A 23,728-nucleotide genomic window follows, 5' to 3' on the forward strand; every position below is an offset into this window, starting at 1 on the left:
CGAGCGCGGCTTCAGAGCTGGACGACGCTGGCCTGCCGATGGGCCTTCAGGTAAGGCACCACCGCCGCCAGCAACGGCTCCTTGAAGGCTTCCTGGAAGCGATGGGCGAGACCGGGGATCAGCTTCAGCTCCGAGCCACGGATATGCGCCGCCACGTGCACGCCGTGCATCACCGGCAGCAGCGGATCGGCGGTGCCATGGATCACCAGGGTCGGCACCTGCAGACGGTTCAGCAGCGGCACCCGGCTGGGTTCGGCGAGGATCGCCAGCAATTGCCGCTGCACGCCTTCCGGGTTGAACGCGCGGTCGTAGGAACGTGCGGCCTGCAACAGAAGTTGCTGGCGATCGTCGCGCACTTCCGGGCTGCCCAGCGCCGCCAGCAGGTCGGCCTGCTGCTCGACCGCCTGCTTGCGGCTGGCCGCCTCGCGCCGCGCCAGCAGGCGCAGCAGCGACTCGCTGGGCGCCGGCAGGCCTTCGGCGCCGGAGCTGGTCATCACCAGGGTCAGGCTGAGCAGGCGCTGCGGCGCCATGTCGGCGATGTGCTGGGCGATCATCCCGCCCATGCTGGCGCCGAGCACATGGGCCTGGGGGATATCCAGCGCATCGAGCAGATGCAGGGCATCGCCGGCCATGTCGGTGAGGGTATAGGGCGCGCTGACCGGCAGGCCGAGGCGATAACGCACCACTTCGTAGGTCAGCCGCGAGCTGGGCACCGGCACGTTCCAGGCCGACAGGCCGACGTCGCGGTTGTCGTAGCGGATCACCCGGAAGCCTTGCTCGCACAGGGCGCTGACCACCTCGTCCGGCCAGTGGATCAGTTGCCCGCCCAGGCCCATCACCAGCAGCAGGGCCGGATCGCTGTCGCGGCCGATGCTCTGGTAGGCCAGGCGCACGTCGCCCAGTTCGACCGTCTCGGTAGGTACGCGTGCGTCGCAACGCGCCGCCGCAAAGGAGGAGAGGCTGCACAACAAGGCGGCCAGGAAGATGAAAGCACGCATGAAGAAAACCCAGAACGCAAAACCCCAGTGGAGCGCGATTCTGATTAAATTTCGTCCAGCGCGCTGCCACAGTAGCGTGACAGTTTGATGAATGCCGCCAGGCGGTCGTGGCGCTGTGGCTCTGCGGCGTTGCGCCGCTGCTCCGGGCCGCCGTCCCGTGTGCCGGACTATTCTCCCCGTCGCTCCACGATCGCGCGCTCTGCGGGATCGAGGCCATCGCTTGTCGACAGCCCCTGGCGTATGAGACAAACTCAACGAATCCGCACCGCTATCAAGTTTTGCTCATACAGAGGCCGCCATGCTCGAACTTCGCCACCTCAAGACCCTGCACGCGCTGCGCGAAGCCGACAGCCTGGTGGAAGCCGCCGAGCGCCTGCACCTTACCCAGTCGGCGCTGTCGCACCAGTTCAAGGAACTGGAAGAGCGCCTGGGCATGCAGTTGTTCGTGCGCAAGACCAAGCCGGTACGCTTCACCAGCGCCGGGCTGCGCCTGCTGCAACTGGCCGACTCGCTGCTGCCCCAACTGCGCACCGCCGAGCGCGACCTGGCGCGGCTCGCCGGCGGTACCGCCGGACGCCTGCACATGGCCATCGAATGCCACAGTTGCTTCCAGTGGCTGATGCCGACCATCGACCAGTTCCGCGACGCCTGGCCGGAAGTCGAACTGGACCTGGCCTCGGGCTTCTCCTTCGCGCCGCTGCCGGCCCTGGCCCGCGGTGACCTCGACCTGGTGGTGACCGCCGACCCGGTCGAGTTGCCCGGCATCACCTACGTGCCACTGTTCACCTACGAAGCGCTGCTGGCGGTGGCCAACCAGCATGCCCTGGCTGGCCGGCCGTACGTCGTCCCGGAGGATCTGGAGCGGGAAACCCTGATCACCTATCCGGTGGAACGCGACCGTCTCGACGTCTTCACCCGCTTCCTCGACCCCGCCGACGTGGAGCCGGCGCAGGTGCGCATAGCCGAGCTGACCGTGATGATGATGCAACTGGTGGCCTCCGGTCGCGGCGTCTGCTGCCTGCCGAACTGGGCCCTGCACGAGTACAGCTCGCGCGGCTACGTGACGGCCCGGCGCCTCGGTGAAAAGGGCCTGTACTGCACGCTCTTCGCCGCCATCCGCACGGACATGTTCGATGCGCCATTCATGCGCGACTTCCTGCTCACCGCCAAGGACACCTCCTTCGCCACCCTCGAAGGGGTCAGCGCCGCCAAGGGCTGAGCGACTCAGAACAGCGGCAGCTCATAGGTCAGGTACAGGCGGTTCTCGTCGATGTCGCGGCTGAAGGCCGAACGGTAGGTAGCGTTGCGCCAGACCAGCCCCAGTCCCTTCAGCGGACCGCCCTGCAACACGTAGCGCAGGTCGCTGTCGCGTTCCCACTCGCGACTGCCGTCGACGCCCTTAGGTTTCGCGCCGTGGCCGCTGAAATAGCGCGTCATCAGACTCAGGCCGGGCACCCCGAGCGGCGCGAAGTCGCAGTCGTAGCGCAGTTGCCAGGAGGACTCGCCAGCCTCGGCGAAGTCGTTGTACTGGCCGAAATTGACCAGGTACGGATCGGTCCCCTCCAGGTAGGGGAAGCCGTGGTCGCCGCTCATCCGCTGGTAGCCCAGGCCGAAGGCCTGGCCGTTGCGCAGGCGGTAGGTGAGCGACCCGCTGAAGGAACGGTTGTCGATGCGCCCGCCGCGAGCGCCGCCGGTATCCCGGCTGAGCGCCAGGCGCAAGTCGCTCTCCAGGCTATCCGCGGCGACGCCGATGCGCCCCTTGAGACCGAGGAAATGCTGGGCGTAGACCTGCTCCAGTTCGCCATAGTGGTAGCTGCCGGTCCAGTCCGGGGCGATACGGTAGTCCAGGCCAGCCAGGTCGAAACGGTCCGCCTGCGCCGCGCCGGCGAAACGCCGGTTGCGGTTGAACAGCGCCAGGTCGCTGGTGCCCGCCTCGTTGCGCTGGCTGACCTCGGTCAGCCGTCCCAGGTTCAGGCTCAGTCCGCTCAGTTCGCCGGAAGTCAGCAGCGCGCCCTGGAACACCTGGGGGAATAGCCGCCCGTAGTTGGGCTGGATGGTCGGTAGCTTCGGCACCAGGCCGCCGACCTTCAGCTCGCTGCGCGACAGGCGCAGCTTGGCGGTCGCGTCCAGCCGCGCGTAGTCGCCCGCCGCGCTGCCATCGTCGCGAAGAGGAAGCAGGCCGGTGCCGCTACGCCCCGCGCCGGAATCGAGCCGGACGCCGAGCTTGCCCAGCAGGTCGAGACCCACGCCGAGGGTGCCCTTGGTATAGCCCGAGCGGTAGTCGAAGAGAAAGCCCTGGGCCCACTCCTCGCTTTTCGCACGCCCCACGCCATCGCGGAAGTCGCGGTTCATGTAGAAGTTGCGCAAGGCCAGGCTGGCCCGCGAGTCTTCGAGGAAGCCCTCGGCCAGGGCGGGAACGCTATCGCCGGCAAGGATCGGCAGCAGGAAAAACGCGCATTTCTTGTTGTTGTTCATACGCACTCCGAACGGGCGCCTGGGCGCCTCTTTTTCTAGGGGGAACGGTGTCTCATCGGCAGCGCTCGATCACCATCGCCACGCCCTGGCCGAGCCCGACGCACAGGCTGACCACCGCGTAGCGCCGCTCGATGCGTTGCAGCCCGCGGGCGGCGGTGAGCACCAGGCGCGCACCGGAGGCGCCGAGCGGATGGCCGAGGGCGATGGCGCCGCCATGGGGATTGACCCGCGGGTCCTCGTAGTCCAGGCCGAGCAACTTCAGGCAGGCCAGAACTTGCGGCGCGAAGGCTTCGTTGATCTCGATCAGGCCGACCTCGTCCAGGTCGATGCCGGCGCGTTGCAGCGCGCGGAGGATCGCCTGCTGCGGGCCGATGCCCATCAGCCGGGGCTCGACGCCGACGCTGGCGCTGGCGAGAATCCGCGCCAGCGGCCGGATGTCCTCGCGCTCGCCGATCGCGCGGTCGCCCAGCAGCACTACCGCCGCCCCGTCGTTGATCCCCGAGGCATTGCCGGCGGTCACTACCCCGCCGGCGAACAACGCCGGCAAGCGCGCCAGGGCCGCCAGGTCGGCCTGCGGCCGCGGATGCTCGTCGCGCTCCACCAGCCGCGTCTCGCCCTTGCGTCCGGCACGCACCTCCACCGGAAGGATCTCGCCGAGGAAAAAGCCCTCCTCCAGCGCAGCCTGGTAGCGCGCCTGGGAAGAAGCGGCGAAACGGTCGGCGTCCTCGCGGGCGATGCCGAAGGCGCGGGCCACGTTGTCGCCGGTCTCCGGCATGCTGTCGTTGCCATAGCGCTCGACCAGCCTGGGGTTGGCGAAGCGCGCGCCGATGGTGCTGTCGAAGACCTCCAGCGTGCGGCTGAAGGCGCTCTCCGCCTTGGCCATGACGAACGGCGCCCGGGACATGCTTTCGGCGCCGCCGGCCAGGTACAGCCGGCCCTCGCCGCAACTGATCGCGCGCGCCGCGTCGATCACCGCCGACAGTCCGCTGGCACACAAGCGGTTGACCGTCTGCCCGGGCAGCCGCGCCGGCAGGCCGGCTGCGAGCAGCGCGTTGCGCGCCAGGTTGCGGCTGTCTTCGCCAGCCTGGTTGGTGCAACCGAGGATCACATCCTCCAGGTCGTCGACGGCGAACCCGGAGGTTTCCGCGAGACGCGCCAGCAGCAGGCCGGCCAGGTCGTCCGGACGCACCGTCGAGAGTGCACCGGCATGCCGGCCGAAAGGCGTACGCAGGCCGGCGTAGATATAGGCATCGAGCATGGTGTGTTTCTCCGCGAAGGGATCAGGAGGCCAACGGGCTGTCCGGCTGGCGCAGGGAAAGGCCCAGTTGGGCGCGCCGGCGCAGCCAGGGACTGGGGCGATAGCGCGGGTCGCCGCTGAGCGCATGCAGGCGTTCGAGGATGCGCAGCACGCGCCCGGCGCCCAGTCGGTCGCCCCACTCCAGCGGCCCCAGCGGATAGCCGAGACCGAGGCGCACCGCCAGGTCGATGTGCTCCACCGAAGCGATACCCTGCTGGGCGATGTCGCAGGCGAGATTGACGATCGAGGCGAGGGTGCGCTGGACGATGAACCCGGCGCTGTCGCGAATCAGCGTGACGCCCACGCCGTCCCGTGCGAACAGGGTGCGAGCGGCCTGCTGCAGCTCCGCTCGGGTCGCCGGGCAGGCCATCAGGCAGCGGTGTCGCTCCAGGTCCGACAGCACGTCGATGGCCAGGCTGCGCGTCGGATCGACGGCGAACCGCCGCGCTGCGGCGCTGACGTCGGCGCCCAGCGGCGCAAGCAGGCACAACGCCGCCCCGGAAGGACGCTCGCCGCTCTCCACCTCGGCGCCCAGACGTTGTAGCAACGTCAGCAATGGCGCGCGGTCATGTTCGTCGTCGACGCCCAGCCACACCGGCGGCAACGCCGCGCCTGGCGCAACCGCCGGGGCGGCGGCGGGCACCTGCCCAGCGCCGTCGTAGCGGTAGAAGCCCTGGCCGCTCTTGCGCCCCAGGCGGCCGGCGGCGAGCATCTGGCGCAGCAAGGGATGCGGACGATAACGCGGCTCCTCGTAGTACTGCCGGTAGATCGACTCCATCACCGGCAGGCTGACGTCCAACCCGACCAGGTCGAACAGCTCGAACGGGCCCATGCGGAAGCCGGCGCCCTCGCGCAGGACTTCGTCGATCGCCGCCACCGGCGCCACGCCCTCGCCGAGGATACGCAGCGCCTCGGTGCCGAAGGCCCGTCCGGCATGGTTGACGATGAAGCCGGGGCTGTCCGTGGCACGCACCGCCTGGTGGCCGAAGGTCGCCACCAGGGCGCACAGTCGCTCGGCGATGCCGGTGCGGGTGGCGAGACCGTCGATCACCTCCACCAGACGCATCAGCGGCACCGGATTGAAGAAGTGCAGACCGGCGACCCGGCCGGGATCGCGACAGGCCGAGGCGATCGCGGTAACCGACAGCGAGGAGGTATTGCTGGCGAGGATCGCTTCGTCGCCGACCACCTCTTCCAATTGGCGGAACAACGCCTGCTTGGCCTCCAGGTTCTCGACGATCGCCTCGATCACCAACTGGCAGCCGCGTAGGACCCGCAAGTCCTCGACCACCCGCAGATTGCCCATCGCGCGCGCGGCAGACTCCGCCTCCAGCCGGCCCCGCTCCACCTGCCGGGCAAGGACCGTGGCGATCTGCTCGCGCGCTTGCAGCGCCGCCCCCTGGCGGCTGTCGTAGAGCAGCACCGACAGGCCGGCACAGGCAGCGAGCCGGGCGATGCCCTGGCCCATGGCGCCGGTACCGACGATGCCGATGAGAACGATCGGTGGCTCGCTCATTTTCCCAGGTACTCCGCTGTGCGTTTTTCCAGGAAGGCCCGCATGCCCTCCTTCTGGTCGTGGCTGTCGAACAGCAACTGGAAGGCCTTGCGCTCCAGCGCCAGGGCCTGGTCCAGCGGCAGATCGGCGCCGGCCAGGACCACTTCCTTGATCTGCGCCAGCGCCAGCGGTGGCAGGCCGGCGATCTGGCGAGCCACTTCGAGGGCGCGATCCAATGCCTGGCCATCCGCCGCCACCTCGCTGACCAACCCTATGGCCAGGGCCTCCGGCGCCTGTACCGTGCAACCGGTAAACAGCATGCGCAGCGCCTGGAACTTGCCCACCGCTCGCACCAGGCGCTGGGTGCCGCCGGCGCCGGGCATCACGCCGACACGGATTTCCGGCTGGGCGAAGCGCGCCGAGGCACCGGCGACGATCAGGTCGCAGTGCATCGCCAACTCGCAGCCTCCGCCCAGGGCATAGCCCTCCACGGCGGCGATCAGCGGCTTGCGGCAGGCGGCGAGGGCCTGCCAGTGGCGCTCCACCCCGCGCTGCTGGATCTCCAGCGCGGACGCCTCCGCCAGTTCGTTGAGATCGGCGCCGGCGGCGAACGCCGTGCCATTTCCGGTGAGGACGATGACCCGGGTATCGGCGCACTCGTCGAGGCGCCGTACGTGCTCCGCCAGAGCCTCGCGCAGGCGCATGTTCAGGGCGTTGAGCACTGCCGGGCGGTTCAGTCGCAACAGGGCCACGCCCTGCTCCGGCCGCTCCAGCAGCACGAGTTCGGGGCGCACCGCCCCAGGGGAGGAATCCATGGCCATCTCCAATTGCCCGGGGATTGAGTTGCACGGCGCAGGCCGTGCCGTGCGGGGTTTCAGGCGCGGACGATGCCGCGCCGGACCAGCGCGTCGATCGCCTCGGCGCTCAATCCCAGTTCCGCCAGGACTTCCCGGGTGTCTCCGCCCAGCACCGGCGGCGCGGCGCGGTAGCTGGCCGGGGTGCGCGAAAGCTTCACCGGCGAGGCGATGCCGCGATAGCCCTCGAGTTCGACGACCATCCCGCGATGGCGGGTGTGCGGGTGCTCCACCACCCGATCCACCGTGGCGATGGCTCCGCAGGGCACGCCGAGACGGATCAGCCGCTCGGCCAGCTCGCGACCGTCGTGGGCCGCCAGGTAGTCCTCCAGGGCGCGCTTCAGCGCCTCGCGGTTGACCGAGCGCTTGCCGTTGTCGGCGAAGCGCGGGTCCCCCGGCAGTTCATCCGCTCCCAGGTACTCGCACAGGCGGGCGAACTGGCGGTCGTTGCCGACGGCGAGGAAGATCGGCTCGGTACCGGTGCGGTAGCTGTCGTAGGGCGCGATGTTCGGGTGGGCGTTGCCGCTACGCCGGGGCGTACGTCCGGAAGCGAAGTAGTTCGGCAGGTGCGGGTGCAGCAGGGAGATACCGCAGTCGTACAGGGCGATGTCCACCGACTGCCCGCGCCCGCTGACCTGGCGCTCGTGGAGGGCGAGGAGGATGCCGGCCATGGCGTTCAGCCCGGTGACCATGTCGACGATCGGCAGGCCGATGCGCAACGCCTCGCCGCCGGCCTCGCCGTTCACGCTCATCAGTCCGGCCATCGCCTGGATCGCCGCGTCGTAGCCGGGCAGGCCGCCGAGCGGGCCGTCGGCGCCGAAGCCCGATACCGCGCAGTGGACCAGCCGCGGGAAGCGCTGGCGAAGCACCTCCTCGTAGCCGATCCCCCAGCGCGCCAGGGTGCCGGGCTTGAAGTTCTCCAGCAGTACGTCGGCGTCCTCCAGCAAGCGCAGCAGCAGCTCGATGCCCTCCGCCGTCGCCAGGTCGACGGCGATGCCCTTCTTGTTGCGGTTCACGCCCTTGAAGTAGGACGCCGTGTCGCCCTCGAAGGGCGGCCCCCAGCCACGGGTCTCGTCGCCGCCGAGGGGTTCCAGCTTGATCACCTCGGCGCCGTGGTCGGCCAGCGCCTGGGAGCAGTAGGGTCCGCCGAGGACCCGGCTGAGATCGATGATTTTCAGGCCACGCAGGGCGCCCATCTGATTGGTCATGGCGACTCTCTGGTTGTTGTGAGCGGGAATGCGGGCAGTCAGGCCGGCAGCAATTGCATGGCTTCGGCCTGGCTCAGCGGCACCTCGCCGACCACCCTGGCCAGCAGTTCGGCCTGGTCGGTCCAGCCCTCCAGGTGCAGCGGGTCGCGCGGCAGCAGCTTGTGCCGGGCGACCAGGAAGGCCAGGGCCAGGCGGCGCTGGTCGGGTGCCTGGCGGCTGGCTTCCCAGGCCATGAAGATCGCCGTGCACAGGTGGTAGAGGGCGCTGCCGGCCTGGCGCACCTGCTCGTCCTGGCGGCGCTCGGCGACGTCGGCCATGGTCGCGACCACTCGCACCAGCAGTTCGTCGAAGAGGTCGCGGGCGTCCCCTGGCAGATCGCTGTCATCCAGCAGCCGGCGCAGGTGGCGCTGCAAGGGTTCGAGCGCCTGTTCGCGGCTCACCGCACGGGCGACGTCCAGCGCCACGATGTTGCTGGTGCCCTCCCAGATCGACCCCAGGTGGGCGTCGCGCACCAGGCGCGGGTCGCTCCACTCCTCGATGTAGCCGACCCCGCCGCGCACCTCCATGGCGTCGCCGGTGACCCGTCGCGCATCGCGGCAGGCGCGGAACTTGATCAGCGGGGTGAGGATCCGCACGCATTTCTGCGCCTCGACCTCGCCGCCATCGGCGCGCGGCAGCAGCGTGGCGATCTGCATGAACATCGAGCGCGCCTGTTCGGTGGGCAGCATCATCTTCAGCAACTGCTTCTGCATCAGCGGCATGTCGATCAGGTGCTTGCCGAAGGCGCGCCGATGGCGGGCGACGAACAGCGCCTCGCTCAGCGCCCGGCGCATCAGCCCGGCGGCGCGCACGCCGTTGGACAGGCGCGACATGTTGACCATGTCGGCCATCTGCTGGAAGCCGCGGCCGATCTCGCCGATCAGGTAGGCGCTGGCGCCTTCCAGGCGGACTTCGCCGCTGGCCATGGAGCGGCTGCCCAGCTTGTCCTTCAGGCGGACGATGCGATAGGCGTTGCGCGTACCGTCCTCGCGGACCTTCGGCAACAGGAACAGGGTCACGCCCTTCATTCCTTCCGGCGCGCCTTCGGGGCGGGCCAGGACCATCGCCAGGTCGGCGTCCGGGTTGGAGCAGAACCACTTGTCGCCGTAGAGCTTCCACTCGCCGCCCTGCTCCCGCGCCACGGTACGGGTCCGCGCCACGTCGGAGCCGGCGGCCTGCTCGGTCATGAACATGGCGCCCTGGAACAGCTCGTCGAAATCCCGCGAGGCGAGGGACGGCAGGTAGCGCTCGACCAGTTCCGGCGCGCCGAACCTGCGCAGGGTGCGGGTAAGCGAGTCGGTCATGCTGACCGGGCAGCAAAGGCCGAACTCGGCCTGTACGAACAGGTGGGTGAGCGCATACTTGACCAGCGGCGGCGGGCCGTCCGGGCGATGGCTCATGGAAGCCAGGCCGAGTTCGGCATAGGCCACCCGTTCGAGGGCGACGTAGTCCGGATGCTTGCGAATGCTCTGCAAATCCTCGCCGCGGCGGGTGCGCGGCGCCAGCACCGGCGGGTTCTTGTCCGCCGCCAGCGCCAGCACGTCCAGCTCGCCGCCGGCACGGGCGCCGAGCCGTTCGAGGAGCGGCCGCCATTCGGCGAGCAACGCCGGCGGCAGGTATACCTCCAGCAGCCGCTCCAGGGCCGGATCGCAGGTGTAGAGATTCAGCCCACGGCTGTCGGGGATGTTCAGCGTATCTTCGCGAAGTACTTCGGGCATGGCGGTCATGGCGCGGCTCCTGCTTGTCTTGCGCCGAGACTAGGCGAGTGGTTCGATAAGCATCCAATACAAAAAAAATCATCGACGATAAGAAAAACAGATCGTAGAACCAGGTGCCTGCCATGGATCTCAGACAGCTTCGCTACTTCATCGCGGTCGCCGAGGAACTGCATTTCGGTCGCGCCGCGGCTCGCCTGTTCATCTCCCAGCCGGCGCTGAGCTTCGACATCAAGAAGCTGGAGGAACAGCTCGGAACCCAATTGCTGCTACGCAATAACAAGTCGGTGAAGCTCACCGGCGCCGGCCAGGTCCTGCTGGTGGAAGCGCGCAACCTGCTGCTGCAGGCAGAGAAGGTGAAACGCTTGACCCAGCTATCCGCCGAGGGCGACGTCGGCCAACTGCGCGTCGGCTTCGTCAATTCCATGCTCTACCGCGGCCTGCCCAGGGCCATGTCCCGCTTCGAACGGGAGCACCCGAACATGGAGGTGGTGCTCGGCGAAATGAACAGCGCGGAGCAGGCCCAGGCGTTGCAGCGCGGGCAGATCGACCTGGGCTTCGTGCACTGGGGCAGGCTGCCGGCGGAAATCGTCTCCGAACCCTTGATCAGCGACCCGTTCCTCTGTTGCCTGCCCGCCGGGCACCGCCTGGCTGGCCAGGCGCGTCTGGACCTCGCCGAACTGCGCGACGAAGACTTCATCCTCTTCCCGCGCCATGTCTCCCCGCACTACCACGACCTGATCATCGCCCGCTGCGTGGACGCCGGCTTCAGCCCGCGCATCCGCCACGAGGCGCGCCTGTGGCAGACCGTCGCCGCCATGGTCGGTCTCGGCATGGGCGTCGCGCTGATCCCGGAGACCCTCTGCCTGGCCTGGCGGAACGAGGTGCGCTACCTGGAGATCGAGCCGGCCGGCGCGCGTTCGGAGATCCACGCGATCCTTCCGGCCAGCGAACCTTCCCGGGCGGCGCAGGCGTTCCTGGCGACGCTGAAGAGCGGCCTGGACGACGCCTGAGCGAGGGCTGACGGAAAACGTCGATATGGAATCCCTTATCGAGCCATAAGATTAAAAGACTATTGATTTGCGGGGGTGCCACCTAGACTCCGAGGCACCCGGGTCAACACCGACGCACGCTCTCCCTCCACGGAAACCAGCGTTTCCGCCCCGCCTTTCAGCGAAGGGCGGTAGGGAGCGGCGTGTCGGCGAGAACAACAATAAACAGGACTCGACCCATGCCGCGCACGCCCTCTCCCGAAGACGCCGACCTGCACAAGAAGGCCCGCAGGGCCGGTATCGCCTCCTTCATCGGCACCACCATCGAGTGGTACGACTTCTACATCTACGGCCTGGCCGCCGCCCTGGTGTTCGGCAAGGTATTCTTCCCCGCCGACATGGATCCGGGCCTGGCCACCCTGCTGTCCTTCGTCACCCTCTGGTCGGGCTTCATCGCTCGCCCGCTGGGCGGGATCATCTTCGGCCATCTCGGCGACCGCATCGGCCGCAAGACCACCCTGGTGATCACCCTGATCATGATGGGCATCGCCACGACCTGCATCGGCCTGTTGCCGGTCTATACGCAGATCGGCATCTGGGCGCCGATCTCCCTGGTGGCGCTGCGTATCGTCCAGGGCATCGCGGTCGGCGGCGAGTGGGGCGGCGCGATCCTGATCGCCAGCGAAAGCGCGCCCAAGGGCAAGGGCATCCTGTACGCCGCCTTCGCCCAGCAGGGCTCGCCCACCGGCAACCTGCTGGCGACCCTGGCGTTCTTCGCCCTCAGCGCCCTGCCCGCCTCGGACTTCATTCTCTGGGGCTGGCGCGCGCCGTTCCTGCTCTCTGCGGTGCTGGTCATCGTCGGCATGGTGATCCGCCTGAAGCTGGAGGAGTCGGAAGACATGAAGCGTGTGCTGGCGCAGAAGCGCACGGTGAAGCTGCCGCTCGCCGAGGTGCTGGGCAAGCACTGGAAGATCGTCCTGCTCGGCGCCGGCGTGCTGCCGATCATCCACGTCACCTACTTCAAGAGCACCTTCGCCCTCTCCTGGGCGACCAAGACCCTCGGCTACAGCCAGGGCACCTTCCTCAGCATCATCGTGGTCGCGCTGGTGGTGCAGTTCCTCAGCCAGCCGCTGGGGGCGCTGCTCACTTCGCGCATCGACATGCGCAAGGCGGCATGCCTGATGGTGCTGCCGGAGTTCATCCTGATGCCGGCGATGTTCTTCGCCGTGGAAACCAAGGTCTACTGGATCGCCGCGGCCGGCATGTGCCTGGCCACGGTGCCGCACGCGATGTTCTACGGCGCGGTGGGCGGTATCCTCGCCCGAGCCTTCCCGGCGCGGGTGCGCTACACCGGCCTGTCGCTGGCCTACCAGCTCTGCTCGCTGCTGGTCGGCGGCGGTACGCCGGTACTGGCCCAGTGGATTCTCAACAGTACCGGCAGCATCGTCGGCGTGGCCCTGGCCTCGGCCTGCTACGCGCTGGTCTCGCTGGCCTGTACCCTGGCCCTGTTGCGGATCACCGGGTTCCACGCCAGCGACCTGTCGACCGCCGAGCGCGCCGACGCCGAGGACTTGCAGCGGCCCGCAGCGGTCGAGCGGGAACCGGTGTTGCGCGCCCCCGCCCGGCTTCTGGGCGGCGATCCCGGCTAGCCGGCAGCGCCCATGCGCCGCTCGTGCTCCAGCAACCAGCGCTTGCGCCACAGGCCACCGCCATAGCCGGTCAGGGAACCGTCCGAACCGATGACGCGGTGGCAGGGAATCACGATGGCGATCTGGTTGGCTCCGTTGGCGCGGGCCACGGCGCGCACCGACGACGGCGAGCCGATGGACCTGGCCAGCCCGGCGTAGCTCTGCGTGCTGCCGCACGGTACCTCGCGCAGCGCCTGCCAGACCGTGCGGGTGAAGGCCGAGGCGTTCAGCGCCAACGGGGTCTGGAAGCGCACTGGAGTACCGCCGAAGTAGTCGGCGAGTTCCGCCTCGATCCTGTCGATGGAGGCGAAACGGCCGAAACCGATGCTCGATCCGCTGCTCTTCTGCAGGCGTTTCAGCTCCCCGCTCAACGCCGGGCGGTCGAAGAATTCCAGCAGGTGCAGGGCCTGCGCATCGGCCACCGCGAGCATGGCGCCGAGCGGGGTCTGCAGCCAGTCCGCCTTGAGCAGCTCGCGCCCGCGCAACTGCGACGGCGGCTCGCCCAGCAGGCGCGCGAAGGCGCTACGGAAGCCGCTGTCGGAGTCGAAGCTGGCATCCAGTTGCGCGTCGATCACCCGCGCGCCCGAGGACAGCCGCTCGGCGACCTGGCCAAGACGGCGCAGGCGAGCCATTTCCAGAAAGGTCACGCCGAACTCGCGCTTGAAGGCACGGCGCACGGTGGACGGGTCATAGCCCAGCGCCGCCAGGTCGTCTTCGAACCAGCGCCGCTGCGGTTGCCGACCGAGGCGCTGGAGCAGGTCGCTGACCAGCGGCCCCTGCGTGCCGAGCCGCTCCAGCGGCCGGCAACGCAGGCAGGGTCGGAAGCCGGCCTCGACGCAGCCCTTGATCGAATCGAAGAACAGGGTGTTCTCGCGCTTCGGCTTGCGCGCCGGGCAGGTCAGGCGGCAGAACACCCCGGTGCTCTTCACCCCGACGAAGGCGAAGCCATCGTAGGCGGGGTCGCGCGCCAACAGCGCGGCATACAGGGTGTCGTCATCGGGAAGGGGAAGGAACAACGCTGCGTCGGACATGGCCGGCTCCGGAACCAGGGAGGCGATGGATAGCCACTCTAGGCCAGGAGCCTGCGCCTTGCCGCCGCGAAACGGGCGTCGATTCTTTCTCAGCCCTCCTCGAAACGCATCTCCGGCGGCTGCTCGCGGAAACCGTGGGTGATCGCCGCCAGGTACACCGCGCCCAGCGCCAGCCAGCAGAGGCCGAGGATGATCGCCAGATGGTCGAGGCTGGCCATCAGCCACAGGTCGGCGACCAGGCCGATGCCAGGGAATACCAGGAACAACAGGGTTTCCCGTGGGCCGCGGCGCTCGGCGCCAAGGTAGTAGTGGAAGACCACCGACAGGTTGACCAGGCTGAAGGCGAGGAAGGCGCCGAAGTTGATGAACGAGGTGGAGGTGGTCACGTCCATCTGCAGCGCCAGCAGGGCCACCACGCCGCACAGGACGATGCTGTTCACCGGCGTCTCGAAGCGCTTGCCGAGACGCCCGAAGAACGGCCGCGGAAGGACGCCGTCGCGGCCCATGGCGAAGAGCAGGCGCGAGGCGCTGGCCTGGGCCGAGAGGCCGGAGGTGAACTGGCCGACGATCAGGCCGACCAGGAAGAAGGTCACGAACAGGTCGCCACCGATGTTGCGGGCGATCTCGTAGGCCGCCGAGTCCGCGCTGTCGAAGGCGAACGACGGGTGCGCCAGTTGCACGAAGTACGAGGTGACGATGAAGATCAACCCGCCCAGCAGGGTGATCAGCAGGATCGCCCGCGGGATGTTGCGCCGCGGGTCGCGGGTTTCCTCGGTCAGGGTACTGACCGCGTCGAAACCGAGGAACGAGTAGCAGGCGATCGCCGCACCGCTCATCACCAGCGGCACCTGCAGGTCGCCACCGAGCAACGGTTGCAGTGACCATAGCGGCTTGCCCGGGTCGCCCAGCACGTAGTGCACGCAGAGTGCGACGAAGGCGCCGAGGACCAGGAACTGCACCAGCATCAGCAGGCCATTGACGTTCTTCGCCAGGCGCAGGCCGACGATGTTGATCGTCGTGGTCACGCCGATGAACGCCAGCACCCAGACCGCGTTGGGTACCGCGGGAAAGGCCGAGTGCAGGTAGGCGGCACCGATCAGCCAGATCGCCATCGGCAGGAACAGGTAGTCGAGCAGCACCGCCCAGCCGGCGATGAAGCCGAGCCGGGAATCGATGGCCTTGCGCACGTAGGTATAGGCCGAGCCGGCCACCGGGAAGGCCGCGGCCATGCGCCCGTAGCTGAGGGCGGTGAAGAGCATCGCCAGGGAAGCGGCGATGTAGGCGGCGGGGACGTGTCCCTGGGTGGTCTCGGCGAGGATGCCGAAAGTCCCGAGGACGATGATGGGGGTCATGTAGGCGATGCCGAACAGCACCACGGAACCCAGCGACAGGGTGCGCTTGAGTCTGGCCATTACTGCTTACTCCGGAATTATCGTTTGTTATGGCAGTGGCCCGCAGCCGGCCAGGCCGCGGGACGCAGGGGCCTCCCCTCACCCGGGAGACCGGCGGACGCTCGGGCGCCCATCGTTGTGCTACGGCTTTCCGGGCCGATCCTCGCCCGCTCGCTGGCGGGCGGAGGACGACGCGACGCTCCTGTCGCGCCGTGGTGAATCAGGGAATCAGCAGCTCGCGCAGGCCGTCCGGGTGCTCGCGGCGCTCGCCGGGCAGGACCAGGCGACGCTCTTCGAGGTAACGGTAGTCCCGACGCGCATCCTGCAACCGGCCGAGGTCCAGTTCGACGATCTGCCGGCATTCTTCGCGCCCGGCCTCGCAGAGCAACTGGCCATAGGGATCGACCACCGCGCTACCGCCGGCGAAGACCAGCCCGCCGTCGCCATGCCCGACGCGGTTGACCATCACCGCGTAGGCCTGGTTTTCCATGGCGCGGGCCATGATCGCGGTGCGATGGGTCGGGCCATAGGGGTCCATGTTGCCATTGGTCACGATGATCAGTTCCGCACCCAGTTGGCCGAGGGCCCGCGCGCTTTCCGGGAACTCGATGTCGAAGCACACCAGCAGGCCGACCCGGATGCCGTTCCACAGGGCGGTGGCGTAGCGGTCGCCAGGCGTGAAGATGCCGCGGTCGGAGGCCCACAGGTGGGTCTTGCGGTATTTCAGGGCGATGCCGTCGGGAGCGATCAGCAGGGTGGTGTTGTAATAGCGGCCGGCGTCCGCCTCGGCGATGCCGATCGCCACCGAAACGTTACGTTCACGGGCGACGCGCTGCACCGCGCTGACCGTCGGGCCGTCGAGCGGCTCGGCGAGGGCGGCGATGTTGTCTTCGCTGGGGAAGCCGGTCAGGTGGGTTTCCGGGAACACCACCAGTTCGGTGTCCGCCGCACAGTCGGCGATGGCCGCCAGGGCGCGTTCCAGGTTGTGCACGGTGTCGCCATCGCGACCGGCGATCTGGACGAGTTCGACTTTCATCGGAATTCCTTGTTGTTCTCGGCGCTGTTCGGCACGCGCGCTGTTCGTATGCAGGGGTCGGCACAGTATGCTTGGCGTTCCCCGCGCCGATAATTACGTCCGAGGGTTAACCCAACAGGGGTAGAAGATGAGTTTCACCTTGCAGGACATCGCCTGGCACCGCTCCGTCGGGCAACTGGTCGAGGCGCTGGATGCGCCGGACTTCTGGATTCGCCTGGTACGCCTGCTCGAACAGTACGTTCCGTTCGACAGCTGGGTGGCCCTGCTGTTCAGCCAGGGCCGGCCACAGGTGTTCGCCGAATGCCCGGGCGCCGACGGCGGGCCGGATCCGCTGTTCCAGGACTACCTGCGAGGCCTCTACCTGCTCGACCCGTTCTACATCGCCAGCCGCGAGAACCCGTGCAGCGGCCTGTTCCGTCTGGCCGACGTGGCACCGGAATGCTTCGAGCAGACCGATTACTACCAGCGTTACTTCCGCCTCAACGTGGTGGCCGATGAAATCCAGATCAACGTCCAGCTCTCCGGCGAACGCACCCTCTGCCTGTCGCTCGGCTCGCGGCGCCGCTTCACCCCCGAGCAACTCGCCGTGCTCGGTCTGGTGCGGCCCTGGGTGGCCGGGCTGATGCGCCAGCGCCTGGCCTTCGAGGACGAAGTGTTGAACAGCCCCGCGGCGCCGGAGCCGGGCTGGCAGGGTTCGCTGGAGAAGGTCGCGGAGCAGATGGGCACGCCGCTGACGGCGCGCGAACTGGAGGTCGGCAGGCTGATGCTCAGCGGCTGCTCAAGCAAGGAGATCGCCCGCAAGCTGGCGATCTCGGCGGAAACCGTGAAGGTCCACCGCAAGCACATGTACGGCAAGCTCGGCATCAAGTCGCAGTCCGAGCTGTTCGGCCTGTTCCTCCAGGCCCAGGGCTGACGGGACGGGCGACCGTCCCGTCGCCGCTCAGCGGCGCTTGATCTTCGGCTTCGGCCGGCCCTGCACGCACTTGAAGCGCGGATTCGACTTGCAGATCACGTAGAGCCGGCCACGGCGCTTCACCACCTGGCAATCGCGATGGCGCAGCTTGGCCTGTTTCAGCGAGGCGAGAACTTTCATCAGGCCCCCTTGCCGCCGACGAAGCCGGCGAAACGCTTGTTGAACCCGGCCACGCGGCCTTCGCTCTTGGTCTTGCGCTGTTCGCCGGTGTAGACCGGGTGCGAGGCGCTGGAAACGTCCAGCGTCACGTAGGGATAGGTCTTGCCGTCGGTATGGGTATGGGTCTTGTCGGTCTCCGCGGTGGAGCCGATCAGGAAGTACACGTCGGCCGAGGTGTCATGGAACAGGACGGGACGGTATTCGGGATGGATGCCGGGTTTCATGGGGATGCCTCCTACATAATGTTATATAGTTACATATTACTCCGATAAGAATAATTCGCAACTCCGGAAAGAGTTCCCGGCGACCATTCGGCTGCTCGACCATCCAGACACAATTATTAGCTTGCTTTCTATCCCCGTTTGTTTCCCATAATCAGCGCTTGGTTAGCGCGGGGGGAACCCGTCGTAGACGCCTCGAAGAAGGTGACTACCATTTTGAACCGAAGCCTGAAGATTGGAGACATGATGAATCTGTCGCTACTCAGTCGCTATGCGTTTTTCGCCTGTATCGCCCTGTTCACCTTGCTCAGCCTGCCGTTCCTCGGCAGCACCGAATGGCTCTGGCCGTTCACCCTCCTGGGCGTGGCCCTGAGCCTGCTCGGCCTGTTCGACCTGATCCAGACGCCCCACGCGGTGCGCCGCAACTATCCGATCCTGGGCAACATCCGCTATCTGGTGGAAGGCATCCGCCCGGAGATCCGCCAGTACCTGCTGGAAGCCGACGGCGACGCCCTGCCCTTCTCCCGCGCCCAGCGCTCGCTGGTCTACTCGCGGGCGAAGAACGAAAGCTCGGAGAAGCCCTTCGGCACCCTGATCGACGTGTACACCGCAGGCTACGAATTCATCAGCCACTCGATGCGTCCGGCGCCGCTCAGCGATCCCTGCGAGTTCCGCGTCGACATCGGCGGGCCGCAATGCAGCAAGCCGTACTCCGCTTCGCTGTTCAACGTCTCGGCGATGAGTTTCGGCGCCCTCAGCGCCAACGCCATTCGCTCGCTGAACCGTGGCGCGCAGATGGGCAACTTCTACCACGACACCGGCGAGGGCAGCATCAGCCCCTATCACCGCGAGAATGGCGGCGACCTGGTCTGGGAACTGGGCAGCGGCTACTTCGGGTGCCGCACCCGCGATGGCAAGTTCGACCCTGAGCGCTTCGCCGCCCAGGCCCTCGACCCGCAGGTGAAGATGATCGAGATCAAGCTCAGCCAGGGCGCCAAGCCGGGACACGGCGGTATCCTGCCCAAGCACAAGGTCACCCCCGAGATCGCCGCCACCCGTGGCGTGCCGATGGGTGAGGATTGCGTTTCGCCGTCGCGCCACAGCGCCTTCTCCACGCCGATCGAGCTGATGCAGTTCATCGCCCAGCTGCGCGAACTGTCCGGCGGCAAGCCGGTCGGCTTCAAGTTCTGCCTGGGCCATCCATGGGAGTTCATGGGCATCGCCAAGGCCATGCTGGAGACCGGCATCCTCCCCGACTTCATCGTCGTCGACGGCAAGGAAGGCGGCACCGGCGCGGCGCCGCTGGAGTTCACCGACCATATCGGCGTGCCGCTGCGCGAAGGCCTGCTGTTCGTCCACAACACCCTGGTCGGCCTCAACCTGCGCGACAAGATCAAGGTCGGCGCCAGCGGCAAGATCGTCAGCGCCTTCGATATCGCCAGCGTCCTGGCCACCGGCGCGGATTGGGCCAACTCGGCGCGCGGCTTCATGTTCGCCATCGGCTGCATCCAGTCGCAGAGCTGCCATACCAACAAGTGCCCGACCGGCGTCGCCACCCAGGACCCGCTGCGCCAGCGCGCGCTGGTGGTGCCGGACAAGGCCGAGCGGGTGCGCAACTTCCATCGCAACACCCTCAAGGGCCTGGCCGAGATGCTCGCCGCGGCGGGCCTGGAACATCCCTCGCAGCTCGAAGCCAAGCACCTGGTGCGACGCATCACCGACACCGAAATCCGCCTGTTCTCGCAGCTGCACTACTTCCTCAAGCCGGGCGAACTGCTTTCCGGCAAGATCGAGGGCGAGTTCTACGAGCGCATGTGGAACATGGCGCGGGCCGACAGCTTCGACGCGGCGGCCTGAGCCGCCGCCCTCGCACGCAAGAAAAAGCCGGAGGCATCGCTGCCTCCGGCTTTTTCATGTCCGCGTAGATCAGCCCAGCAGGATGGTCGCCCAGGTCACGGTGATCACGGTGAGGGCCACGAACTGCGCGGCGCTGCCCATGTCCTTGGCATTCTTCGACAGAGGGTGGCGTTCCAGCGAGACGCGGTCGACGGTGGCCTCGATCGCCGAGTTGAGCAGTTCGACGATCAGCGCCAGCAGGCACACCGCGATCATCAGCGCGCGTTCGCCGCGACTGACGTCGAGGAGGAAGGCCACCGGGATCAGCACCACGTTGAGCAGCACCAGTTGGCGGAAGGCGGCTTCACCGCGGAAGGCGGCGAGGAAACCTGCGAGGGAATAGCCGGTGGCGTTGAGGATACGCTTGAGGCCGGTCTGGCCTTTGAAGGGGGAAGGCGACACGTCGGGTTCTCATCGATTCGGAAGGCCGGCAGTCTAGCCGCCGGCTGGTCAAAAAAGCGTTAAGCCGTCTCTCAATGAGAAGCGGGAACCGTCTCCATTTGTTGCAGCAGCAGCGCGGCCTGGGTCCGGGTGCGCACGTTGAGCTTGCGGAAGATCGCCGTGACGTGGGCCTTCACCGTCGCCTCGGAAACGTTCAGGTCGTAGGCGATCTGCTTGTTCAGCAACCCTTCGCAGACCATGGTGAGTACCCTGAACTGTTGCGGGGTGAGGCTGGCGAGCCCGGCGCTGGCGGCCTTGGCCTCCTCGCTGAGGGCTTCGGCGGCGGCATCCTGCGGCGGCCACCAGGTGTCCCCGTCGAGCACCGCGCGCACCGCCTGCTGCAGGGTTTCCAGCGGACTGGACTTGGGTATGAAGCCGCTGGCGCCGAACTCGCGGGAGCGCTGCACCACCGCGGCCTCCTCCTGTGCCGAGATCATCACCACCGGCACCTGCGGGTATTGCCCGCGCAACAGCACCAGGCCGGAGAAGCCATAGGCCCCCGGCATGTTGAGGTCCAGCAGGACCAGATCCCAATCGGCCTTCTCATTCAGCCGCGCTTCCAGTTCGGCGATGCTGGCGGCTTCCACCAGGCGCACGTCGGGGCCCAGCCCGAGGGTGAGGGCCTGGTGCAAAGCGCTGCGAAACAGGGGGTGATCGTCGGCGATCAGGATCTCGTAAGAAGCCATGACATGTCCTAGTTTGTTCGGCCCAGCCGAGGCGGCGCTCAGGATGCCGACCGAGGGCGGACCGGTCAAGCCGAATGAGGGATACCTCGTACACCGCGTTCGTCTTTTCAAACACCCCGGCTTGCTGGCAGAGTGGCGGACCCTCCCCGCCCCGTCGAGCGAGCCATGCGAAGCCAAGCCCTGCGTGCCGATGTCCTGATGCTGATCACCGCCATGATCTGGGGGGTGTCGTTCGTCGCCCAGCGCCTGGGGATGGACGCCATCGGGCCGTTCCTCTATACCGGCCTGCGCTTCGTCCTCGGTGCCCTGGTGCTGGTGCCACTGCTGATGCTGCGCTCGCGACGCGACGGCGCGCAACCCTTCAATCGCGGACAGTTGCTCGCCGGTGTGATCCTCGGCGTCGCCCTGACCACCGGGATCAACCTGCAGCAGGTCGGCCTGCTGTTCACCAGCGTGACCAACTCCGGCTTCATCACCGGGCTCTACGTGATCGTCGTGCCGTTGCTCGGCCTGCTGTTCGGCCAGCGCACCGGCGCGGGCACCTGGCTGGGGGCGTCGCTGGCGGTGCTCGGCATGGCCCTGCTGAGCATCGGCCCGGGCTTCCAGGTCGCCTCCGGCGACTGGCTGCAACTGGCCGGCGCGGTGGTCTGGGGCGCGCACGTCCTGCTGGTAGGCCTGTTCGCCAGCCGCTACGACCCGATCCGCCTGGCCTTCCTGCAGTTCGCCACCTGCGCGGCGGTCAGCCTGCTGCTGGCACTGGTCTTCGAGGAAATCCACTGGAACGCCATCGTCCAGGCCGGTCCCGCCCTGCTATACGGCGGCCTGCTCGGCGTCGGCACCGGCTTCACCCTGCAGGTGGTGGCGCAGAAGCACGCCATCGCTTCCCATGCGGCGATCATCCTGTCCCTGGAAGCGGTGTTCGCCGCCATCGCCGGCGCCCTGTTCCTCGCCGAGACCCTGCACCTGCGCGGCTATTTCGGTTGCGCGCTGATGCTGGCGGGCATGCTGGTGGCGCAGTTGTGGCCGCGCAAGCTCGCCGCCGAAGCGCGCCCGGCCTGACACTCAGCCACGGAACGGCGCCAGGGCACGGTGCGCCGGGCTGGCCTCGTCCAGCGGAATGTGCCGCTTGGCGCCCAGATAACGCTCGCTGAACACCTCCAGGTAGGCGCCGAGCGCCTCGCCCGCGGCCTCGTCGCCAGCCAGCTCCAGGCACAGCGCCGCCACTTCGGCGGTGCACAGGTGCTCGCCACGGGTCGAGCGACGCAGGCGATAGCGCGAGAGCTGCTCGGGCAGCAGGCTGAGCACCGGGAACGGCTCCAGGTAGGGACTCTTGCGGAACATCTTGCGCGCCTCGGTCCAGGTCGCGTCGAGCAGGATGAACAGCGGTCGCTTGCCTTCCACCAGCGGGGCGACCTCGTTCACCACCCGCTCCGCCGCCACGTATTCGCCGGGGAACACCAGGTATGGCTGCCACTGCGGGTCGGCCAGCAACTCCAGCAAGCGCGGGTCGACCTCGGTGCGCGACCAGCCGAAGGCGAAGGTGTCGGCCACGGTATCGGCGATCAGCCAGCCGGTGTTGGTCGGTTTCAGCGCCTCGATGTCGTGCATGACCAGGCACATGCCGGCGCGCGCCTCGACCCGCGGCCGCCAGGCGCACATGCAATAGCTCGGCAGCAGCCGACAGCCTTCGCAGCGCGGCATGCGCGAACCGCGCGCGACGAAGGGTTTCAGGCTGCGCGCCAGGCGCTCCTGGCGCAAGCGGGAAACGGCATGGCTCATCGGGCAGGCTCCCGATACGGAAAGGACGGGCGAAGGAACATCGAAGACTCGAGGAAACGGGCTGGAAAGCGACCGCGAAATTCTATCAGAGCCCGCGTGGCTCCTGCTTTGTCGGACAACTTCCGAGGCCGCGAAAAAAAATTCTTCACAGGGGCCTCAGACGTCTAGTTAGAGCGGGATGCGATCCCTATAATCCGCCCCCTTTTTCGACACCGGGCAGCCGGCTCCGCCCGCTGACCTTACTGCCTCTCCAGACGAGTGACGCCCCCCTTGCTCGAGATCCGCAACGTGACCCGCCGCTTCGGCGACTTCACCGCCGTCGACAATGTCAGCCTGACGATCAACACCGGCGAATTCTTCACCCTCCTCGGCCCTTCCGGGTGCGGCAAGACCACCCTCCTGCGCATGCTCGCCGGCTTCGACCAGCCGGACAGCGGCGAGATCCGCCTCAACGGCCAGGACCTCGCCGGCGTCGAGCCGGAGAAGCGCCCGGTGCATACGGTGTTCCAGAGCTACGCGCTGTTCCCGCACATGAGCGTGGCGCAGAACATCGCCTTCCCGCTGAAGATGGCCGGAGTGGCGAAGAGCGAGATCGACGCCCGCGTCGAACAAGCCCTGAAGGACGTGCGCCTGGCGGACAAGGGCGGGCGCATGCCGACACAGCTTTCCGGCGGCCAGCGCCAGCGCGTGGCGATCGCCCGCGCGCTGGTCAACCGGCCGCGCCTGCTGCTGCTCGACGAACCGCTGTCGGCGCTGGACGCCAAGCTGCGCGAAGAAATGCAGATCGAACTGATCAACCTGCAGAAGGACGTCGGCATCACCTTCGTCTATGTCACCCACGATCAGGGCGAAGCCCTGGCGCTGTCGCACCGCATCGCGGTGATGAACCAGGGCCGGGTGGAGCAGCTGGACGCCCCGGAAACCATCTACAGCTTCCCGCGCAGTCGTTTCGTCGCCGACTTCATCGGCCAGTGCAACCTGCTCGATGCCACAGTCGAGGCGGTCGACGGCGAACGCGTGCGCATCGACCTCCGGGGCCTGGGCGAGGTCCAGGCGCTGAAATCCTTCGACGCCCAGCCTGGCGAGGCCTGCGTGCTGACCCTGCGGCCGGAGAAGATCCGCCTGGCGCAGAGCGTCACCGCCGACAGCGACGAGGTGCACTTCCGCGGTCGCGTCGCCGAACTGCTCTACCTGGGCGACGTGACCCTGTACATCGTCGAGCTGGAGAACGGCGAGCGCCTGGAAACCCTGCTGCCCAACGCCACGCCCGGCCGGGCCAAGTTCTTCGAGGTGGGCGACGCGGTGGAAGCCGCCTGGCGCTTCGATGCCGGCCATCTGGTCAGGGCCTGACACG

22 protein-coding genes are annotated in these 23,728 nt (G+C 67.8%); 7 read left to right on the plus strand and 15 right to left on the minus strand.

The window, feature by feature from the left end; genetic code table 11:
• Positions 1-11: 11 nt before the first annotated feature.
• Positions 12-998: an alpha/beta fold hydrolase gene (locus FOC67_RS19060; protein WP_003092179.1), complete on the minus strand. Its 987-nt coding sequence runs from the start codon at positions 996-998 to the stop codon at positions 12-14.
• A gap of 298 nt (positions 999-1,296) precedes the next feature.
• On the opposite strand from FOC67_RS19060, the gene metR reads away from it, so the two are divergent.
• Positions 1,297-2,217 (plus strand): transcriptional regulator MetR, encoded by a 921-nt coding sequence (metR, locus tag FOC67_RS19065; protein WP_003092181.1) that lies wholly within the window; start codon positions 1,297-1,299, stop codon positions 2,215-2,217.
• Positions 2,218-2,222: 5 nt separating this feature from the next.
• Here metR and FOC67_RS19070 read toward each other — a convergent pair whose 3' ends face one another.
• The 6 genes from FOC67_RS19070 to FOC67_RS19095 are packed head-to-tail and all read right to left on the minus strand — an operon-like array spanning position 2,223 to position 10,093.
• On the minus strand, positions 2,223-3,473 hold the full coding sequence (locus FOC67_RS19070) for an OprD family porin (RefSeq protein ID WP_003092183.1): 1,251 nt from the start codon (positions 3,471-3,473) through the stop codon (positions 2,223-2,225).
• Between the two features lie 52 nt (positions 3,474-3,525).
• Positions 3,526-4,731 (minus strand): 3-oxoadipyl-CoA thiolase, encoded by a 1,206-nt coding sequence (locus FOC67_RS19075; protein ID WP_003092185.1) that lies wholly within the window; start codon positions 4,729-4,731, stop codon positions 3,526-3,528.
• Positions 4,732-4,753: 22 nt separating this feature from the next.
• Entirely contained in the window at positions 4,754-6,286 is a 1,533-nt protein-coding gene (locus FOC67_RS19080; protein ID WP_003092188.1) for a 3-hydroxyacyl-CoA dehydrogenase, read from the minus strand.
• Positions 6,283-7,080 carry an enoyl-CoA hydratase gene (locus FOC67_RS19085; protein ID WP_009313555.1) on the minus strand — a complete coding sequence of 266 codons (798 nt, stop codon included), beginning with the start codon at positions 7,078-7,080 and terminating at the stop codon, positions 6,283-6,285. Before FOC67_RS19085 ends, FOC67_RS19080 begins: the two co-directional genes overlap by 4 nt.
• 59 nt (positions 7,081-7,139) lie before the next feature.
• Entirely contained in the window at positions 7,140-8,327 is a 1,188-nt protein-coding gene (locus FOC67_RS19090) for a CaiB/BaiF CoA-transferase family protein (protein ID WP_009313554.1), read from the minus strand.
• Positions 8,328-8,365: 38 nt separating this feature from the next.
• Positions 8,366-10,093, minus strand: a complete 1,728-nt coding sequence (locus FOC67_RS19095; RefSeq protein ID WP_003098471.1) for an acyl-CoA dehydrogenase family protein — start codon at positions 10,091-10,093, stop codon at positions 8,366-8,368.
• Positions 10,094-10,206: 113 nt separating this feature from the next.
• On the opposite strand from FOC67_RS19095, the gene FOC67_RS19100 reads away from it, so the two are divergent.
• The gene (locus tag FOC67_RS19100; RefSeq protein WP_003092195.1) at positions 10,207-11,094 is read left to right on the plus strand and encodes a LysR substrate-binding domain-containing protein; all 888 of its coding nucleotides are present in this window, start codon (positions 10,207-10,209) and stop codon (positions 11,092-11,094) included.
• Between the two features lie 218 nt (positions 11,095-11,312).
• Positions 11,313-12,722, plus strand: coding sequence for an MFS transporter (locus FOC67_RS19105; RefSeq protein ID WP_003109708.1), 1,410 nt, complete (start codon positions 11,313-11,315; stop codon positions 12,720-12,722).
• Here the strand turns inward: FOC67_RS19105 and FOC67_RS19110 are convergent.
• The 3 genes from FOC67_RS19110 to FOC67_RS19120 all read right to left on the minus strand — a co-directional run bounded on the left by FOC67_RS19110 (position 12,719) and on the right by FOC67_RS19120 (position 16,219).
• A complete protein-coding gene (locus tag FOC67_RS19110) occupies positions 12,719-13,792 on the minus strand; it encodes a bifunctional transcriptional activator/DNA repair enzyme AdaA (RefSeq protein ID WP_003119362.1) in 1,074 nt (357 codons plus the stop codon). The genes FOC67_RS19105 and FOC67_RS19110 overlap by 4 nt on opposite strands.
• 89 nt (positions 13,793-13,881) lie before the next feature.
• On the minus strand, positions 13,882-15,204 hold the full coding sequence (locus FOC67_RS19115) for an APC family permease (protein ID WP_003138044.1): 1,323 nt from the start codon (positions 15,202-15,204) through the stop codon (positions 13,882-13,884).
• Between the two features lie 199 nt (positions 15,205-15,403).
• Positions 15,404-16,219 (minus strand): carbon-nitrogen hydrolase family protein, encoded by an 816-nt coding sequence (locus FOC67_RS19120; protein ID WP_009313553.1) that lies wholly within the window; start codon positions 16,217-16,219, stop codon positions 15,404-15,406.
• 127 nt (positions 16,220-16,346) lie between these two features.
• On the opposite strand from FOC67_RS19120, the gene FOC67_RS19125 reads away from it, so the two are divergent.
• Positions 16,347-17,132: a helix-turn-helix transcriptional regulator gene (locus FOC67_RS19125; protein ID WP_003092207.1), complete on the plus strand. Its 786-nt coding sequence runs from the start codon at positions 16,347-16,349 to the stop codon at positions 17,130-17,132.
• Between the two features lie 27 nt (positions 17,133-17,159).
• Here the strand turns inward: FOC67_RS19125 and ykgO are convergent, their stop codons facing one another.
• Positions 17,160-17,312, minus strand: coding sequence for a type B 50S ribosomal protein L36 (gene ykgO / locus FOC67_RS19130; protein WP_003092209.1), 153 nt, complete (start codon positions 17,310-17,312; stop codon positions 17,160-17,162).
• A complete protein-coding gene (locus FOC67_RS19135; protein ID WP_003092213.1) occupies positions 17,312-17,575 on the minus strand; it encodes a type B 50S ribosomal protein L31 in 264 nt (87 codons plus the stop codon). Before FOC67_RS19135 ends, ykgO begins: the two co-directional genes overlap by 1 nt.
• Before the next feature lie 243 nt (positions 17,576-17,818).
• Between FOC67_RS19135 and FOC67_RS19140 the strand changes: the two genes are divergently transcribed.
• Positions 17,819-19,429 carry an FMN-binding glutamate synthase family protein gene (locus tag FOC67_RS19140; RefSeq protein ID WP_003092223.1) on the plus strand — a complete coding sequence of 537 codons (1,611 nt, stop codon included), beginning with the start codon at positions 17,819-17,821 and terminating at the stop codon, positions 19,427-19,429.
• Between the two features lie 69 nt (positions 19,430-19,498).
• Here the strand turns inward: FOC67_RS19140 and FOC67_RS19145 are convergent, their stop codons facing one another.
• Positions 19,499-19,870, minus strand: a complete 372-nt coding sequence (locus tag FOC67_RS19145) for a diacylglycerol kinase (protein ID WP_003092226.1) — start codon at positions 19,868-19,870, stop codon at positions 19,499-19,501.
• 71 nt (positions 19,871-19,941) lie between these two features.
• A complete protein-coding gene (gene erdR, locus FOC67_RS19150; RefSeq protein ID WP_003092229.1) occupies positions 19,942-20,595 on the minus strand; it encodes a response regulator transcription factor ErdR in 654 nt (217 codons plus the stop codon).
• Positions 20,596-20,727: 132 nt separating this feature from the next.
• On the opposite strand from erdR, the gene FOC67_RS19155 reads away from it, so the two are divergent.
• Entirely contained in the window at positions 20,728-21,654 is a 927-nt protein-coding gene (locus FOC67_RS19155; protein WP_078450958.1) for a DMT family transporter, read from the plus strand.
• A gap of 3 nt (positions 21,655-21,657) precedes the next feature.
• Here the strand turns inward: FOC67_RS19155 and FOC67_RS19160 are convergent, their stop codons facing one another.
• Positions 21,658-22,374 carry a tRNA-uridine aminocarboxypropyltransferase gene (locus FOC67_RS19160; protein WP_003098478.1) on the minus strand — a complete coding sequence of 239 codons (717 nt, stop codon included), beginning with the start codon at positions 22,372-22,374 and terminating at the stop codon, positions 21,658-21,660.
• Between the two features lie 258 nt (positions 22,375-22,632).
• Here FOC67_RS19160 and FOC67_RS19165 point away from each other — a divergent pair, with 258 nt between their 5' ends.
• Positions 22,633-23,724 (plus strand): ABC transporter ATP-binding protein, encoded by a 1,092-nt coding sequence (locus tag FOC67_RS19165; protein ID WP_003119359.1) that lies wholly within the window; start codon positions 22,633-22,635, stop codon positions 23,722-23,724.
• The last annotated feature ends 4 nt before the right edge of the window (positions 23,725-23,728 follow it).

Source organism: Pseudomonas sp. FDAARGOS_761, from assembly GCF_013343155.1.
Lineage (GTDB): Bacteria > Pseudomonadota > Gammaproteobacteria > Pseudomonadales > Pseudomonadaceae > Pseudomonas > Pseudomonas aeruginosa.